At 72.5% G+C, this 16,238-nt stretch carries 17 protein-coding genes; 10 read left to right on the forward strand and 7 right to left on the reverse strand.

What is annotated here, in order from left to right; genetic code table 11:
* The 3 genes from ACFWZ2_RS13600 to ACFWZ2_RS13610 form a co-directional block, all read right to left on the reverse strand.
* Nucleotides 1–136: urease subunit gamma (locus tag ACFWZ2_RS13600; RefSeq protein ID WP_384545421.1), on the reverse strand; the 136-nt coding region annotated here is incomplete at its 3' end.
* A 167-nt stretch (nucleotides 137–303) separates the two neighbouring features.
* A complete protein-coding gene (locus ACFWZ2_RS13605; protein WP_384545251.1) occupies nucleotides 304–885 on the reverse strand; it encodes a TetR/AcrR family transcriptional regulator in 582 nt (193 codons plus the stop codon).
* Between the two features lie 88 nt (nucleotides 886–973).
* Nucleotides 974–2,623: a serine/threonine-protein kinase gene (locus ACFWZ2_RS13610; protein ID WP_384545252.1), complete on the reverse strand. Its 1,650-nt coding sequence runs from the start codon at nucleotides 2,621–2,623 to the stop codon at nucleotides 974–976.
* A 173-nt stretch (nucleotides 2,624–2,796) separates the two neighbouring features.
* Here ACFWZ2_RS13610 and ACFWZ2_RS13615 point away from each other — a divergent pair, with 173 nt between their 5' ends.
* From ACFWZ2_RS13615 to ACFWZ2_RS13625, 3 genes are all read left to right on the forward strand, one after another.
* Nucleotides 2,797–3,402, forward strand: coding sequence for a TetR/AcrR family transcriptional regulator (locus ACFWZ2_RS13615; RefSeq protein ID WP_384545253.1), 606 nt, complete (start codon nucleotides 2,797–2,799; stop codon nucleotides 3,400–3,402).
* A gap of 165 nt (nucleotides 3,403–3,567) precedes the next feature.
* Nucleotides 3,568–4,722, forward strand: a complete 1,155-nt coding sequence (locus tag ACFWZ2_RS13620) for an agmatine/peptidylarginine deiminase (protein WP_384545254.1) — start codon at nucleotides 3,568–3,570, stop codon at nucleotides 4,720–4,722.
* 34 nt (nucleotides 4,723–4,756) lie between these two features.
* Nucleotides 4,757–5,626, forward strand: a complete 870-nt coding sequence (locus ACFWZ2_RS13625) for a DUF4436 family protein (RefSeq protein ID WP_384545422.1) — start codon at nucleotides 4,757–4,759, stop codon at nucleotides 5,624–5,626.
* Between the two features lie 148 nt (nucleotides 5,627–5,774).
* On the opposite strand, the gene ACFWZ2_RS13630 is transcribed toward ACFWZ2_RS13625, so the two are convergent.
* Both ACFWZ2_RS13630 and ACFWZ2_RS13635 read right to left on the reverse strand, forming a co-directional pair.
* Nucleotides 5,775–6,206, reverse strand: coding sequence for a PPOX class F420-dependent oxidoreductase (locus tag ACFWZ2_RS13630; protein ID WP_384545255.1), 432 nt, complete (start codon nucleotides 6,204–6,206; stop codon nucleotides 5,775–5,777).
* Between the two features lie 2 nt (nucleotides 6,207–6,208).
* Nucleotides 6,209–7,105 (reverse strand): NAD(P)-dependent oxidoreductase, encoded by an 897-nt coding sequence (locus tag ACFWZ2_RS13635; protein ID WP_384545423.1) that lies wholly within the window; start codon nucleotides 7,103–7,105, stop codon nucleotides 6,209–6,211.
* An 82-nt stretch (nucleotides 7,106–7,187) separates the two neighbouring features.
* Here ACFWZ2_RS13635 and ACFWZ2_RS13640 point away from each other — a divergent pair, with 82 nt between their 5' ends.
* Nucleotides 7,188–7,547 carry a MerR family transcriptional regulator gene (locus ACFWZ2_RS13640; RefSeq protein WP_384545256.1) on the forward strand — a complete coding sequence of 120 codons (360 nt, stop codon included), beginning with the start codon at nucleotides 7,188–7,190 and terminating at the stop codon, nucleotides 7,545–7,547.
* 103 nt (nucleotides 7,548–7,650) lie between these two features.
* Nucleotides 7,651–8,421 (forward strand): NAD(P)H-dependent oxidoreductase, encoded by a 771-nt coding sequence (locus ACFWZ2_RS13645; RefSeq protein WP_384545257.1) that lies wholly within the window; start codon nucleotides 7,651–7,653, stop codon nucleotides 8,419–8,421.
* Between the two features lie 6 nt (nucleotides 8,422–8,427).
* Here the strand turns inward: ACFWZ2_RS13645 and ACFWZ2_RS13650 are convergent, their stop codons facing one another.
* The gene (locus ACFWZ2_RS13650) at nucleotides 8,428–8,796 is read right to left on the reverse strand and encodes an ArsR/SmtB family transcription factor (RefSeq protein ID WP_384545258.1); all 369 of its coding nucleotides are present in this window, start codon (nucleotides 8,794–8,796) and stop codon (nucleotides 8,428–8,430) included.
* A 142-nt stretch (nucleotides 8,797–8,938) separates the two neighbouring features.
* Between ACFWZ2_RS13650 and ACFWZ2_RS13655 the strand changes: the two genes are divergently transcribed.
* Nucleotides 8,939–10,876 carry a heavy metal translocating P-type ATPase gene (locus ACFWZ2_RS13655; RefSeq protein ID WP_384545259.1) on the forward strand — a complete coding sequence of 646 codons (1,938 nt, stop codon included), beginning with the start codon at nucleotides 8,939–8,941 and terminating at the stop codon, nucleotides 10,874–10,876.
* Here ACFWZ2_RS13655 and ACFWZ2_RS13660 read toward each other — a convergent pair.
* A complete protein-coding gene (locus tag ACFWZ2_RS13660) occupies nucleotides 10,833–11,816 on the reverse strand; it encodes a kinase (RefSeq protein ID WP_384545260.1) in 984 nt (327 codons plus the stop codon). The two genes, ACFWZ2_RS13655 and ACFWZ2_RS13660, sit on opposite strands and share 44 nt — an antisense overlap.
* Nucleotides 11,817–12,013: 197 nt before the next feature.
* Here ACFWZ2_RS13660 and ACFWZ2_RS13665 point away from each other — a divergent pair, with 197 nt between their 5' ends.
* Genes ACFWZ2_RS13665 through ACFWZ2_RS13680 form a run of 4 tightly spaced genes read left to right on the forward strand, consistent with a single transcriptional unit; the run spans nucleotide 12,014 to nucleotide 16,237 of the window.
* Entirely contained in the window at nucleotides 12,014–13,009 is a 996-nt protein-coding gene (locus ACFWZ2_RS13665; RefSeq protein ID WP_384545261.1) for a pyridoxal-phosphate dependent enzyme, read from the forward strand.
* A 35-nt stretch (nucleotides 13,010–13,044) separates the two neighbouring features.
* Nucleotides 13,045–13,881 carry a Rossmann-like domain-containing protein gene (locus ACFWZ2_RS13670; protein ID WP_384545262.1) on the forward strand — a complete coding sequence of 279 codons (837 nt, stop codon included), beginning with the start codon at nucleotides 13,045–13,047 and terminating at the stop codon, nucleotides 13,879–13,881.
* Entirely contained in the window at nucleotides 13,878–15,140 is a 1,263-nt protein-coding gene (locus tag ACFWZ2_RS13675; protein ID WP_384545263.1) for an MFS transporter, read from the forward strand. Before ACFWZ2_RS13670 ends, ACFWZ2_RS13675 begins: the two co-directional genes overlap by 4 nt.
* Nucleotides 15,137–16,237 carry a FecCD family ABC transporter permease gene (locus ACFWZ2_RS13680; RefSeq protein ID WP_384545264.1) on the forward strand — a complete coding sequence of 367 codons (1,101 nt, stop codon included), beginning with the start codon at nucleotides 15,137–15,139 and terminating at the stop codon, nucleotides 16,235–16,237. Before ACFWZ2_RS13675 ends, ACFWZ2_RS13680 begins: the two co-directional genes overlap by 4 nt.
* The last annotated feature ends 1 nt before the right edge of the window (nucleotide 16,238 follow it).

Genomic DNA, 16,238 nt, shown 5'->3' on the forward strand with positions numbered 1-16,238 from the left:
CCTCACACACCGCATCCGCGATCAACGCCGTCGCCTCGGGCACATTGAGCCGGAGACCACGCGCCTTGCGGGACCTGGCGAGCTCGGCAGCCCCGAAGAGCAGCAACCGGTCACGTTCGGTGGGGGTCAGGCGCATGGGTTCGTTCCTCGCTCCGGGAAGTGCGGCGGGGCCTCACTGTGGCACTGACTGAATTTTCAGTCAATGGTGTGGGGCCGAGGAAACCTCAAAGGAAACGAGGAGACCTCACAAGGAAGACATAGAGAGGCGGGACCGCATCCCGCCAGAGCCGATGAAAGAAGCGGCTACTTCTCCCGCAACAACGCCAGCTCCGCGTCGATCGCGCCCCGCATCAGGTCACGCGCATGCTCGAGCTGCAGTCCGCCGCTGAGCCACCGCATGCTGAGCCCCTCCAGGAGGGCGGTGAGCCGCTCGCCGGCCGCGGCGAGTGCGGGCGCCGGGGTCATCGGCCGCACCTGCCCGAGCAGGGCCGCCACCTCCTGCACCCACACCAGCGTCGCCCTGGCGAGGTCCTCGCGCAGCACCTCGTCGAAGACGGCGCTGGCCCGCAACTCGCCCCAGGCGGAGCTGTTCTCCCTGACCTCGGGGGTGTCCTGCAGTTCGAGCAGCAGGATCTCGTCCAGCTCCTCGCGGGGGGCGAGCGGTTCGGCGTCGGGGTCGCGGCCCGTGGTGTAGCGCTCGGCGCGGTCGTTGATGAACTCCAGGGTGTGGCGCAGGATCCCGGTGCGGTCCTTGAAGTGGTAGTAGATCAACCCGGTCGAGACGCCCGCTTCGGCGGCGAGCTCTTCGACGCGCAGGCCGCGGACACCGCGGCGGGCGATCAGCCGTGCGGCCGCTTCGAGGATCTGAGTAGTGCGAGGCGCCATGGATCCGAACCCTACCGGGCCGGTCCGACCCCCGTGATCTCGGCCTTTCGGCGGGCACGGGGGCCGGGACCCGGGCGCGGGCGGGGCGTCAGCCGCCCTTGTGGTGGCGGCTCATGACCACGGTGACGGGCCCTTCGCCGGGTATCGCCTCGACCAGGCGCACGATGACGATGCTCTTGCCGTCCGGGCTGCGGACGCAGAAGGGGCGTTCGTCGGCCAGCTCGTCGAACGGGAGCTCGGTCACCGGTTCCGTCTCGATGCCCCGTACGCATTCGGCGGGACTCAGCACGTATCCGGCGGCCACGAAGGCGTCGCTGTCCTCGGGCAGGACGAACTCGGTGCCGGTCCGCTCCAGGTACCACGTGGCGGTCTCGGCGGGGACGACCTTTCCCGCCGAGAGGTCGAACTCGTAGTCCGGGTCGGGGGCGGTGAGTTCGGCGTCCGTGTAGTCCGGCACGTACGCGGCCCCGGAAGAGGGCGACGGCGAGGGCGAGTGCGGCGGCCCCGTTGGGCGGGGGGACGGTGCGTCGGGTCCGTGTGAGGCGTCGGAGGGGTCTCGCTGCGTGCCCGCGCGCCGGTCGAGTACGTAGTACGCCGCGCCGCCGAGCGAGACGAGGACCGCCGTCGCGACCGCCAGGGCGAGCAGGGACCTGCGACGTCGGCCGCGGCGGGCACGGCGTGGTTCGGTGGCACCCCGCGGACCGTCGTCGGGGTCCCGGTCGGGGTGGTCCCGGTCGGCGGCGGGGACGGCGGCGAGGGTGGGCTGGGCGTGGACGGGGCGGGGGCCGCCCGACCCCGGACCGGCGCTCAGGGTCGGCTCCTGCGGCGCGTCGCGGGTCGCGATCTCGCTGCTGATCCCGCGCGGCAGCCACCCGTCGGTGAATTCGGGGCGTGCGCCCATGAGGGGATGGGCCCGGGCCGCAGCGATCAGTTCGGCCGGGTCGGGCCGGTCCCCCGGGCGCTTGGCCAGACAGCGGCCCAGCAGATCGTGCAGGTCACGCGGCACCCTGGAGAGGTCGGGCGCCTCGTGGACCACCCGGTACAGCGCGGCGGACTCGGGCCCGTCGCCGAACGGGAGCACTCCCCCGGCCACGTACGCGGCGAGCGCGCCGAGCGCGAAGACGTCGGTCGCCGGGGTCACCGCCAGACCCTGCGCCTGCTCCGGCGCCATGTACGCGGCGGTGCCGATCCGGAGTCCGGTGCCGGTCAGGCCGGTGGCATCGGCGGCGCGTGCGATGCCGAAGTCGATGACGCGGGGCCCGTCCTCGGCGATCAGCACGTTGGCCGGTTTGAGGTCCCGGTGGACGACCCCGGCCCAGTGGATGGCCTGGAGCGCCTCCGCGATGCCCGCGACGAGCAGCAGCACCGTCCGTACGGGCAGCGGGCCGTGCCGCCGGACGACCTCCTGGAGGGAGAGTCCCGGCACGTAGGCGGTGGCGAGCCACGGGGTGGGGGCGTCCACTCCCGAGTCGACGACCTGCGCGGTGAACAGTCCGTGGATGCTCCGGGCGCTGGCCACTTCGTGGGCGAAGCGCCTGCGGAACTCCGGGTCGGCGGCGAACTCGTCCCGCACCGCTTTCAGGGCGATGGGCCGCCCGCCGGGCGTATGGGCCAGGTATACGACCCCCATGCCACCGGCGCCGAGCCGGGCGCGCAGGCGGTAGCCGCCGATCTCGCGGGGGTCGTCGGCCGACAGGGGCGCGTGGGCGGACGGCACGCCGGGAGGCTGAGGGGACATGCGGTGGCTCTTTCGGCGAGAGGGCGGGGCCGAGGTGCGGGACGGGTCGGTCGCGGCACGCGGTGGCGCGGCGGCCGGGCCGCCACGGGGGACGATCGTGCCGCTAACCAAAGTTTCAGTCAATGTGAGACGATGCGTGCCGTTGATCAGCGGGTGCACCGGGAGGGCGCGACGTGGGGGCGGACCGCAGGGCGGCGATCCTGAGAGGGGCGGCCAGGGTCATCGCCCGGCACGGGGTCCGGGGCCTGCGGGTGACGGAGGTCGCCGCCGAGGCGGGCGTCTCCACCGCCCTCGTCTACTACCACTTCAAGGACCGCGCGGGCATCCTGCACCACACCCTGGAGTTCATCAGCGACCGGGCCGGGCGCTACACGTCGGGACACCCGCGGCGGGAGCGTGACAGCGATCCGCGCCGGGACCTGGAGCGCTCGCTGCTCCTGGAGTTCCAGGACCGGCCCGAGGTGCGCGAGAACAGCACGGCCTGGGGCGAGTTGCAGGCCACCGCGGTCTTCGATCCCGAGCTGCGGCACGCGCTCGCGGCGGCCAGGACGGTCTGGATCGGCGAGCTGAGCTGTGCCATCGGCCGCGTCCATCCGGCCGCGTCCGCACCCGCGCTGACCGAGTCCGCCGAGCGGCTCACCGCCACCCTGGAAGGGCTCAGCACGCGCTGGCTCAGCGGGCTGCTGCCCCTGGGGCACGCCCGCGAGCTCATGCGGGACGCCCTGGCGGTGGAGCTGACCCGGCTCGCCCGGCACACCACTCCCCTCGTCTTTGACTGAATTTTCAGTCCGTGTCACAGTGGGTGGGACAGCCCCGGAAGCAACGGCCGCCCCATCCGCCCCCGCGGAATCCGGCCGCACCCGGTGCCGCACCGCGCCGCGCTCACCGAGCGCCCCCGCGTACCCGCGGCTAGTTTGTCCCCCACACGATGATCGGAGTCCACCGTGTCCCAGCTCCTCCCCTCCCGCCGTTCGGCCCTCCGCGCGATCGCCGGCATCGGCGCCGTCGTCCTGGGCGCTTCGGCCTGCGGCCCCGGCGACTCCGTGGCCGGCGCGAGCACCGCGGGCGACCAGGACACGGCGGCCGAGGGCATCCGGATGGGCGCCGAGTGGGAGAGCCACGCGCGCACCTTCATGTCGTGGCCCGCCCTCGAGTCGGTGTGGGAGGACGACCTCCGCTACGTCCGCGAGGACATCGCCCGCATCGCCCGCGCCATCGCGGAGTACGAGTACGTCGTGATGATGGCGAGGCCCGACCAGCTCAAGGCCGCCCAGAAGGCGTGCGGGCGCGACGTCGAGGTCATCCCGATGGCCGTCGACGACCTGTGGGCCCGCGACACGGTGCCGGTGTTCGTGGAGGACGACGGCAAGGTCACCGGCATCGACTTCAACTTCAACGGGTGGGGCAACAAGCAGGAGCACACCAACGACGCCCAGGTGGGCCGCAAGCTCCTCGCCGAGTACGACATCCCCCGCAAGAAGGCGCCGCTGGTCGCCGAGGGCGGCTCGTTCGAGACCGACGGCGAGGGCACGCTCCTGGTCACCGAGAGCTCGATCGTCAACGACAACCGCAACCGCGGCAAGAGCCGGGACCAGATCGAGGACGAGCTCAAGCGGACGCTGGGCATCAAGAAGGTCATCTGGCTGGCCGGTGTGCGCGGGCAGGACATCACCGACGCCCATGTGGACAGCCTCGTACGGTTCACCGCGCCCGGTGTGGTGCTCCTCGACAAGGCGCACGCGGACACGCCCGCCGACTCCTGGTCGCGCGCGGCCGACCAGGCGAGGTCCGTGCTGAGCAAGGCGACCGACGCCAAGGGGCGCCCCTTCGAGATCGTCGATCTGCCGCAGCCCGACCTGTACGAGATCACCGGCGAGGGCGACGACTTCGTGTCGACGTACGCCAACTTCTACGTCGCCAACGACTCCGTGTTCCTGCCCAAGTTCGGCGACCGCAAGGCGGACAAGCGCGCGAAGAGCATCCTCCAGGAGCACTTCCCCAAGCGCGACGTCGTACAGATCAACATCGACACCATCGCCTCCGGCGGCGGCGGCATCCACTGCGCCACGCACGACGAGCCCGGCAAGCCGGTCGACTGACCGGGTCCCACCCCTTGGAGCGGCCGTGGCCACGATGCGACGCCTCGCCAGGTCCCGCGGCAGACTGCTGATCGCGGGCCTGGTGCTCTGTGCCGTGGCGGCGGCCGCCGCCTTCGGGGTCTGGCTGCAGTTCGGTGAGCGCCAGAGCCTGGACACCCGCTATCGCGCGGGCGGTTCGGCGCGGGACCGGGTGGACATCACGGCGTCCGTCCAGCGGGTCGACGCGGCGGGCCGGGAGCTGGTCCTGCGTCTCCTGGTCACCCCGCGCGGACGGCTCGCGGAGGCGGGCGGCGTCGCCCCCGCCGAACCCCTCACGCTCCAGACGTCGGCCGCGGTCCGGGGAGATCTCTCCTTCCCCGCGCACAGCAGGATCTCGACGGTGGACGTGCCCGTCACCCTGACGGCGGGCTCGATCACCGACTACCCCTTCGACGCGTACGACACGGAACTCGCATTCGGCGCCGTGCAGGGCGGTGAGGCCGTGCCCGTCCGGATGACGCTGACGAACAACGACGCGCTGTTCGCGGCCGCGGTCGACGCCACCGAGGAGGACGGCGCCGCCGTGTTCTACGTCGACGTCGCCCGCTCCACCAGCGTCCTCATCTTCGCGGTCTTCATGATGGCGGCGATGTGGGCGCTGGCCATCGCCGTACTGATCGGCGCCTGGTTCCTGCTCTCCCGCCGCAAGGGCCTGACCTGGCCCGCGCTCGGCTGGATGGCCGCCACGCTCTTCGCGCTCGCCGCCTTCCGCAACACCGCTCCCGGCGCGCCGCCCATCGGCTCGCTCCTCGACTACATCGCCTTCCTCTGGGCGGAGACGGTCATCGCGTTCTGCGTCATCACCGTGGTCGTCATGGGGATGTGGGCGGAGTCCCACCCGTCGCCGGATCCGCCCACCCCCTAGGGCCTGTCCGGCGGATCAGGTCGCGAGCGGGTGGCGCTCACTTTCGGTGCTGGTGAGCGGGGTCTGGTGCGTGCAGCTGCAAGGCGGAGGAGGGCGGCAACGCGGAGCGTTGACCCGGACAGGCCCTAGCCCTCCGGCGACCTGCGCGTCAGCGGATGCTCGCGCCGTAGACGTGGTCGACCGTCATGACCATGAGCACCCGCCGGTCGGACACCATGACCGCCCGGTACTCGTCCCAGTCCGGGTGCTCCCCCGCGGCGAGGCGGTAGTAGTCCACCAGCGCCTCGACCTCGGGTCCGTGCGGATCCTGGGACGGGCCCTTGAGGGTCGCCACGCCCTCGGCGGTGGCCCACTCCTTGCCGTCGGGGCCCGTCACCTCGAGGGTGGCGCGCGGGTCGCGGCGCAGGTTCGCGGTCTTGGCCCGGCCCTCGGTCATCGAGACATAGAGGAGACCGGCCTTCTCGTCGTAGAAGGGCATGACGGGCGAGAGCTGGGGCCGCCCGTCGGACTTGATCGTGGCGAGCACCCCGAGCCGGCTCTCGGCGAGCAGGGTGCGCGGGTTGAAGGGGGTCGAGGTCATGGTCACTTCCCTGAGTGCTGACGGAACTGTTCGATCATCGCCGCATAGCCGCTCCCACCGTGCCCTCGGGCCACGGCCCGGTCGGCAAGGGCCTTGATGAACCGGGGGAGTTCGGGGTTCACACCTAGGAACTCGCTCTCGTGGATGAGGTGGTCCATCGTGGCCAGATGGGTGTCGATGGCGGCGTCGTCGGCGGGGTACGCGCCGTCGTCGATCTGTCGCGCGTAGCCGGGCAACCAGCCCGCGACGGTTCCTATTCCCTGCGTGATGAACGGGGTGAACTCCGTGGCGTCCACCCCGGCCGTGCCGAGCAGCGCGGCGCCCTGCAGGAAGCCGTTCAGGATGCTCCACATCATGACGAGGCCTGCCGCGTCGTACAGCGCCGCGAGACCGTGGTCGTCGCCGAGGAACGCCGTGCCCGCGCCGAGACTGGTGAGCGTGGACTCGTGCGGCGCGAAGGCCGAGCGCTCCCCGCTCAGCAGGACGACGCCGTCCGCCGTGCCGATCGCGTCGGGTCCCGCCAGGATCGCGCCGTCGAGGTAGTGGGCGCCCCGCCGGGCCGCCCATGCGGCGTTCTCGCGGGCCTGGGCCGAGGTGCCCGAGGTCAGGTTCACCAGGGTGCGGCCGGTGAGGGCCGTCTCGTCGAGCGGGTCGAGGAGGGTGCGTACGGCGTCGTGGTCCGAGACGCAGACGACCACGAGCGGACCGGCCGCGACCGCTTCGGCGACCGATCCGGCGCTCTTCGCGCCCTGGGCGACCAGCTCTTCGGCCTTCGACGCCGTCCTGTTCCACACGGTCGTGGGGTGTCCCGCGCGCAGGAACGCCCCGGCGAGGGCCTGCCCCATGAGGCCAAGGCCGATGACCGTGACCGGGGTGTGCTCCGCCTCGTGGTTGCGCATCATGTGCCCTTTCTCGGAGGGGTTGTTGGGCATGGCAGAATCGTCAACCTTCACACCGGTATGAAGGTCAAGGGGGCATGGCGTGCTGATCGGGGAACTGAGCAGACGAACCGGGGTGCACGCGCACCAGCTGCGGTATTACGAGGCCCAGGGCCTGCTGGAGCCCGGCCGCGGCAGCAATGGCTACCGCGACTACGACGACGCCGACGTGCTGACGGTGCAGCAGATCAGGAACCTGCTCGAAGCCGGTCTCTCGACGCAGGAGATCGCGTACATGCTGCCGTGCGCCATCGGGGCGGCCCCCCACTTCTACTCCTGCCCCGAACTCCTCGACGTCCTGCGGCAGCGTCTGCGCGGCCTCGACGACAACATCGACACGCTCGTCCGCTCGCGCGACGTCCTGCACGACTTCATCGACGCCACCGAGCGACGGGCGGCCTAGGGCCGGTCCGCAGCCAGCCCCTCCACGGTCGTGGCCAGATCCTTGCGGACCATGGCCATCCGGCCGGTCGCTGCCGCGCGGGCGGCCCGCGCAGGATCGGGGCATGAAGATTCTCTGGGTGTTCGCCCATCCCGAACAGCGCTCCCTGAACGGCTCCTTGATGACCGAGGGACTGCGCACACTGGAGGAGCTCGGGCACGAGCACCGCGTCAGTGATCTGTACGCCATGGGCTGGAAGGCCGTCGTGGACGCCGACGACTTCGGGGACGGTCCGCGCGAGCGGCTCTTCGTGGGGCGGGAGCAGCAGCGTGCCTACGGGGACGGGGAGTTGAGCAAGGACATCCTCGTCGAGCAGGAGAAGATCGCCTGGGCGGACACGCTCGTCTTCCAGTTCCCGCTGTGGTGGTTCGGTCCGCCCGCGATCCTGAAGGGCTGGTTCGACCGCGTCCTGGTCCAGGGCTTCGGTTTCGGCATCGAGGGTCCCGACGGGCGGACCCTGCGGTACGGCGACGGGGGCCTCGCGGGCAAGCGCGCGCTGGTCGTCACGTCGGTCGGCGCCCGCGAGTCCGGCTTCGGCCCGCGCGGCATCCACGGGTCGATCGAGGAGGTCCTCTTCCCGTTGCTGCACGGCACGTTCTGGTACACGGGCATGGCCGCGCTCCCGCCGTTCGTGGTGTACGGCGCCGACCGCCTCACGGAGTCGGGCCGTTCGCACGGCGCGGCCGCCCTGCGCGAGCGGCTGCGCACCCTGCACACCACGGAGCCGCTGCCCTTCCGCCATGAGAACGGCGGGGAGTACGACGAGGACCTGGTGCTGCGCCCGGACATCGCCCGTGGTCTTTCCGGGGTCGGCGTGCACCGCGCGCCCCGCTGAGCCGGTTCAGCCGAGCGCGTCCCGGTCGGGCAGGTCGCGGGCGCCGAGGCGCAGGTGCTCGATGTGGTAGACGGCCTCGTCCAGGAGCTGCGCCACGTGGTTGTCGTAGAGGCTGTAGACGATGCGGCGGCCCTGGCGCACGCCGGAGACCAGGCCGAGGGCGCGGAGCAGGCGCAACTGGTGGGAGACCGCGGACTGTTCCATGCCGACGGCCTCGGCGAGCGCGCCGACGCCGCACGGGCCCTGGCGCAGCTTCGTGAGGATCATCAGGCGTGACGGGGTGGCCAGCGCCTGCAGGGTGGCGGCGATCGTGGCGGCGGAGTCCGCGTCCAGGTGCGTGGCGGGGCTGATCTCGCTGTCGACTCCGTGTCCCATGCGGCAATCCTACTCGTCGCATACTTGAAGACCTCTTCATGTGTTCCGCTATGGTGAGGACGTCGTACGCCGGGTGGTCCCGCTGGACCTCCGGCGCACTCTCCCCTGCCGCCCCGCTGCCCCGTTGAAGAGGTGTGTCCCGATGTCCTCCGCACTGGTGGGCGACCGTCCGTCCCCGGCCCCCGCACCCGCGCCGCCCGCACCACCGCGCCGCGCCCGGCTGCTCGCCCTGCCCGAGGTCCGCTGGGCGGCGCTGTCCACGGCCGCCTTCCTGCTCGCGTTCCCGCTCGATCTCGCCGGGGCGCCCGCCTGGTCGTGGGGGCCGCTGTACGCGCTCTGTTACGCGGCCGGTGGCTGGGAGCCCGCCTTCGAGGGGCTCCGGGCGCTGCGGGAGCGGAGCCTCGACGTCGATCTCCTGATGGTGGTGGCCGCCGTCGGCGCCGCGGCCATCGGGCAGTTCCTCGACGGCGGCCTGCTCATCGTCATCTTCGCGGTGTCCGGCGCCCTGGAGGCCCTGGCGACCCGGCGCACCGCGGACTCCGTGCGCGGACTGCTCGACCTGGCCCCCGCCCTGGCCGTGCGGGTCACGGCGCGGGGCGCGGAGGAACGCGTGCCCGCGGCGGAGCTGCGGATCGGCGAGACCGTTCTCGTACGGCCCGGTGAGCGGCTGCCCGCCGACGGCACCGTGCTCGACGGCGGCAGCGAGGTCGACCAGGCCACCATCACCGGCGAGCCGCTGCCGGTGCCCAAGGCCGCGGGCGACGAGGTGTTCGCGGGCACGCTCAACGGCACCGGTGTGCTGCGGGTACGCGTCGGCCGTGCCCCGGGCGACTCGGTGATCGCCCGCATCGTGGCCATGGTCGAGGAGGCGAGCGGGACCAAGGCTCCGACGCAGCTGTTCATCGAGAAGGTCGAACAGCGCTACTCGGTGGGCGTGGTGGCGGCCACCCTCGCGCTCTTCACCGTCCCGCTGGCGCTCGGCGCCGACTTCACCGCGACGCTGCTCCGCGCCATGACCTTCATGATCGTGGCCTCGCCCTGCGCGGTGGTGCTCGCCACCATGCCGCCGTTGCTCTCCGCGATCGCCAACGCGGGACGGCACGGCGTGCTCGTCAAGTCCGCCGTCGCGATGGAGCGGTTGGGGACGGTGACGAAGGCCGCCCTCGACAAGACGGGCACGCTCACCGCGGGCACGCCCCGCGTGACGGACATCAGGACGCTGCCCGGCGCGGGCCTCCCCGCGGACGAGGTGCTCGCCCTGGCCGCGGCCGCCGAGCACCCCAGCGAACATCCGCTGGCCCGCGCCGTGGTCGCCGCCGCACGCGAGCGCGGCCTCGCCCTGGCGGACGCCCGGGACTTCGCCGCGACGCCGGGCCGCGGCGTGCGCGCGGTCGTGGCGGGCCGCACGGTCCGGGTCGGCGGCCCGGACCTGCTGCCCGAGGCCGCGGCGTCCGCGTGCGGGGCGCCGGACGGCCGTACCGTCGTCGTGGTCCTCGTCGACGGCGTCCCCTCGGCCACGCTGCACCTCGACGACCTGACGCGCCCCGGGGCCGCCGACGCCGTCGCCGCGCTGCGGGAACTCACCGGCGCCGCCCCGGTGCTGCTGACCGGCGACAGCCCGGGCGCCGCCGCGCGAGTGGCCGCCGAGACCGGGATCGAGGACGTACGGGCCGGACTGCTGCCGCAGGACAAGGCCGCCGTCGTACGGGAATGGGAGGAGCGGGGCGAGCGTGTCCTGGTCGTCGGCGACGGCGTGAACGACGCGCCCGCGCTCGCCGTCGCGCACAGCGGCATCGCCATGGGCGGCACCGGTTCCGATCTGACCCTGGAGACGGCGGACGCGGTCGTCGTGCGGGACGAACTCGCCGCCGTGCCCGCGGTCGTGGCGCTCTCCCGGCGGGCCCGGCGCGTGGTGGTGCAGAACCTCGTCATCGCCTCCGTGTGCATCGGCGCCCTGGTGGTGTGGGATCTGGCGGGGCATCTGCCGCTGCCGCTCGGCGTCGCGGGCCACGAGGGCTCCACGGTCCTCGTCGGGCTCAACGGCCTGCGCCTGCTGCGCTCTTCGGCGTGGCGGGGGTGACGCCCGTGGTGCCGAAGCTCAGGGTGCGGTAGACCTCGACGCCGCCCGCGAACTCCGCGCACGCCTGCGCCGCCGCCGTGACGCGCCGGGTGTACGCGGGGTCCGTGGCGTCGAGCAGGACGCCCAGGGTCGTACCGCTGTGCCCGACGGCGACCCCGAGTCCGCCGACCTCGCGGCAGACGGCCCGCATCGGCTCCAACGAGCTTTTGTGTCTGAGGCGTTGGTTCATCAGGGCGCTGCGGGTCGCGATCCTGCCCACCTCCGCGAGGTCGTGCGTGCGCACCGCGCGGGTGAGCCGGTCGAGCAGGTCCGCGTAGGCGCGGCGGTCGGCCGGGGTGAACGGTTTGGGGATGCGGTTGAAGTCGACCGTGTCGACCGAGCCGCCCTCGTCGATGCCGACCACGGCCATGGCGGGCAGCGAGCCGAGGACCGCGCGGAGCCGCACGGTGCGGTGGTGGAAGGCGACGATCGCGGGGTAGAGCACGCCGTCGGTGGGTTCGATGCGGGACAGGAGCCGCTCGATCCGCACGGGCGGCATGGGGACGTCGAGGGCCCGGCCGACCGCCCGCGCGGTGGCGACGAGGTCGGCGGAGGAGCTGGCGAGCCCCTTGCCCTCGGGGATCACGCTGCTCACGGTGAGCACGCCGCCCCGGTCGGGCCGCGTCCCTCGCGGGGCGGCGTCGGCGATCATCCGGGCGAGCCCGAGCGCCTTGGTCTTGTGGTGCGGCCTGACCTCCAGCTCCCCGGACGCGGAGCCGGTCCTGAAGGTCGCCATGGTCCAGCGGGCGACGGGCAGGGTCACGAGGAAGTCCCCGTCGTCCTCGGGCAGTACGCCCTGCAGCAGTTCCCCGAAGGTGCCGAAGGCGGTGCCCACCCCTGTGCGCGCGGGCCCTTGTCGTGGCGGGCGGGGCCGGGCTCCGGCCTCCTGGGACAGTTTCACGCGACTCCTCCCCCGCGTCATCGGACGCGCGTTCCGTCTTCCGTCGTCACTGGTTTCCGTACAGCTGTGCGCCGACCCTACACGCTCTTGACAATCATTTTCATCTAGTGTGATGCTCTCGGCGTCCCGGGGACCCGCGCTCCCGCTCTCCCCCGGCACCTCCTGCCCTGATCACGTCCCTACGGGGGAGCTCCGTCATGCACGCACACATCGCCGAAGCGGTGAAGAAACCCGACCTCATATCCCTCGCACCGGATCTGGCCTGTCTCCGGTTCGAGACCATGAAGATCTACTCGGCCCTCGGCGCCGTCCGCCACCTGCTCGAAACGGGCGCCGTCGAACCGGGCGACACCCTCATCGACAGCTCCAGCGGCATCTACGCACAGGCCCTCGCGCTCGCCTGCCACCGGTACGGAATGAAGTGCCACATCGTGGGCTCCACCACCGTGGACCGCTCGACCCGGGTCCAGCTGGAGATACTCGGCGCCACCCTCGAACAGGTCGCACCGTCCCAGAACCTGCGCCTCGACCAGGAGTTGAGGGTGCGCAGGATCGCCGAGATCCTCGCCGCGAACCCCTCGTACCACTGGATGCGGCAGTACCACGACGACATCCACTACAACGGCTACCGCGAGGTCGCCGAGGCGGTCGGCCGGGACCTGCCCGAGGGCCCCCTCGCGCTGGTCGGCGGCGTGGGGTCGGGGGCGTCGACCGGCGCCATCGCCTCCTATCTGCGCGCGGCGGGCCGCGATGTCTCGCTCGTCGGCGTGCAGCCCTTCGGCAGCGTCACCTTCGGCTCCGAGCACGTCGCGGACCCCGACATGATCATCGCCGGGATCGGCAGCGCGATCGAGTTCAGGAACGTCCGGCACGACCTGTACGACCGGGTGCACTGGATCAACTTCGAGCACGCCGTGTCCGGGGCGGTCTCCCTGCTGCGGACCAGCGGGATCTTCGCCGGACTCTCCACGGGCGCCGCCTATCTCGGCGCGCTGTGGGAGCGGCGCAGGGACGACTCGCGCACCTACGTCTTCATCGCGGCCGACACCGGACACCGCTATGTCGACAGCGCCTACGCACGGCACGAACAGGCCCTGGACATCGACACGTTGAAGCCGCACGAGATCACCTCGCTCGACCAGCTGCGGCACCCCTGGTCCACCGCGGAGTGGCCCGCCGCCACCGCATCCTGACCCACCGGCCCCTGCACGCCTCAGAGAGAACACACATGTCGCACCCCACGCCCCGGACCGTCGCCGAGCTGACCGAGGCCGTCCTCGCGGGCGCCCACGGCCCCGACCCCAGGCAACTGACGGTCACCAGCGCCTTCTGGCTGTACAACACGACCCGCCTGGCCGGCGGCGACGTCACCTACCACAACCACTATCTGCTGCTCCGCGTCGGCGACTCCTTCGGCGCCTGCTCCTTCGAGGCCGGTGAACTCGCCCCGGAATTCTGCGAGAACGCCTCCGGGCACTCCCTGGACAAGCTGCTCCGCCACGAGTCCGCGCCCGTGCGGACCGCCGCGCTCGACGCCTATCTCGCCGCGGTCCGCCCGCACCGCGACGCCGACGACGCCGAGCGCGTCATGCTGCCGACCGGCACCCCCGAGGTCCGCGCCGAGGCCCGCGACGCCGCCATCGCCGGGCTCCTCGACATCGCGCCCGGCGCCCGCGTCGCCCTGATCGGCGTCGTCAATCCGCTGGTCGCGGCGATACGCGAGCGGGGCGGCGTCTGCCTGCCCTGCGACCTGAACCTGCGCACCACCGCGTGGGGCGAGCCCGTCACCGACGACATGACCGAGGTCCTCGCGGGGGCCGACGCGGTGGTCGCCACCGGCATGACCCTCAGCAACGGCACCTTCGACCTGATCCTGCGGCACTGCGTCGAGCACGAGGTGCCGCTGGTCGTCTACGCGCAGAGCGGCAGCGCCGTCGCCCGCGCCTTCCTCGGCGCGGGCGTCACCGGACTCAACGCGGAGCCGTTCACGTTCTCCCAGTTCAGCGCCGACGCCACGCCCATGTACCGGTACCGGGCCGCCCTCGTGCACGGAGCCGTCGCATGAGCATCGACACCAAGGACTCCGCGGCGGACAAGGCCGAGGAGCCCGTCCCCGGCGATCTGCGCATGGCGCGGGCGCTGTGGCCCGTGCTGCTCGCCTCCGCGGTCGGACTGCTGCCGTTCACCGTCTTCAGCACCTATCTGGTGCCCATCGCCGACGAGGCGGGCAGCAGTGTCGCCGCGATGGGCGGGCTGCGCGGACTCGGCGGTCTGGCCGCCCTGTTGGTGGGCACCGCGCTCGCGCCGCTGATCGACCGGGTGCCCAAGGAGTGGGCGGCGGCGGGCGGGCTCGCCGCGCTCGGGCTCTCCGCGGCGCTCGGCGCCAGCGGCGACTTCCTGCTGCTCGCCGTGTTCTGTCTGCTCGTCGGCGCCAGTACGTCCGTGCTCAACCCGGCACTCACCGCCGCGGCCGCCGACCGCTTCGGCAGCGGCAAGGCGGCCGGGCGCGCGGCGACGCTCGTCACCGCCACGCAGTCGATGACCGCCATGCTCGCGGCGCCGGTGATCGCGCTGCCCGCGCTGTTCTGGGGCTGGCAGGGCGACCTGTTCGCGGTGACCGCGCTCTCGCTGCTGCTCGCGGCGGTGTTCGTCGTGCGCCGCAAGGACACGGCGGCCGCACAGGAGGCGGCCACCGGTCAACGCCTGGGCTACGTCGCCTCGTTCAAGGCGCTGGGCGCGGTGCGCGGCGTCGTACCGCTGCTGCTGATCGCGCTCCTGCGCACCGCCGTGTTCATGGGGTACCTCTCCTATCTGGCGGCGTTCTACGAGGAGCGGTTCGATCTGGACGCCGGGCTCTTCGCCTTCGTGTGGACGCTGAGCGGCGCGTCGTTCTTCGTCAGCAACCTCCTCACGGGTCGGCTGACCAACGCCGCGGGGCCGCGCGTCGGCACCGAACGGCTCCTGGTCGTCGGCCTGTTGGCGGCGCTCGTCTCCGTCGTGGGCTTCTACTTCACGCACTGGCTGCCGCTCGCCCTCGCGCTGACCTCGCTGCACGCGGCGAGCCACGCCGTCGTCGCGGCCTGCGTGGTCAGCCTGGTCGTGCGGCGCTGCGGTCCTGGCCTGCGCGGCGCCGCGCTCGGCATCAACGCCGCGGGGATGAGCCTCGGCGTCTTCGTCGGCGCGGCACTCGGCGGCGCGGGCCTCGGCCTTGCCGGATATCCGGGCGTGGCCGCCGTGTTCGGCGCCCTCGTCGTGGGCGCGGTCGGGGCCGCGGTGCTCGTCCTGCGGTCCTGTCCCGTGCGGGACGAGGCGGACTCCGTATGACCACCACCGTCCAGGAGCCCGCAGGACCCGTCGAGGTCTTCGGCGTACGGGAACGTCTCGCCTCCCCCAGGGCGCTCGTCCTGACCTGCGTCGTCCTCTTCCTGGTCCTGCTCGCCTCCGTCGTCGTGGCGATCGGGCTCGGCGCCGCCGTGGTCACGCCGGGCGACACCGCCCGCTATCTGTGGGCGGCGCTCAGCGGCGGCCGGATCGGCGCCGACGAGACGACGACGTACCAGATCATCTGGCAGATCCGGACGCCGCGCGTGCTGCTCGCCGCGCTGGTCGGGGCCGGTCTGAGCGCGGTCGGTGTGGCCATCCAGGCGATGGTGCGCAACGCGCTCGCCGACCCGTTCGTGCTGGGCGTCTCGTCGGGGGCGTCGGTGGGCGCGGTCGGCGTGACGGTGACCGGCGGGCTCGCCGCGCTCGGCGTCTACGCGGTGTCCGCGGGCGCCTTCGTCGGGGCGGTCGTCGCGTCGTTCCTCGTGTACGTCGCCTCGTCGAGCCGGGGCGCCCTCTCGCCGCTGCGGCTCGTCCTCACGGGTGTCGCCATGTCCCTCGGCTTCCAGGCCGTGATGAGCGTCATCATCTACTTCGCGCCGGACAGCGAGGCGACCAGCATGGTCCTGTACTGGACGATGGGCAGCTTCGGCGCGGCCAGTTGGGGTGCGCTGCCCGTGGTGGCCGCGGTCGTGCTGCTCGGTCTCGTCGCCCTGTACCGGCACGGTCGCGCCCTGGACGTCCTCTCGCTGGGCGACGAGACCGCGGCGAGCCTCGGTGTCGGCGCCGACCGGCATCGTCGGTATCTGCTCGTGCTGGTGTCGCTGATCACCGGCGTGATGGTCGCGGTGAGCGGCGCCATCAGCTTCGTGGGGCTCGTCATGCCGCACCTGGTGCGGATGGTCGTCGGCGCCACGCACGCCCGGGTGCTCGCCGTCGCCCCGCTCGTCGGCGCGATCTTCATGGTGTGGGTCGATCTGCTGTCCCGGACGGTGGTCGCGCCGCGCGAACTGCCGCTCGGCGTCATCACCGCACTCGTCGGGGTGCCGGTGTTCATCGCGCTGATGCGGCGCAAGGGCCATGTGTTCGGGGGGCGTTGAG

The sequence above is a fragment of the Streptomyces sp. NPDC059002 genome (assembly GCF_042740435.1).
GTDB lineage: Bacteria > Actinomycetota > Actinomycetes > Streptomycetales > Streptomycetaceae > Streptomyces.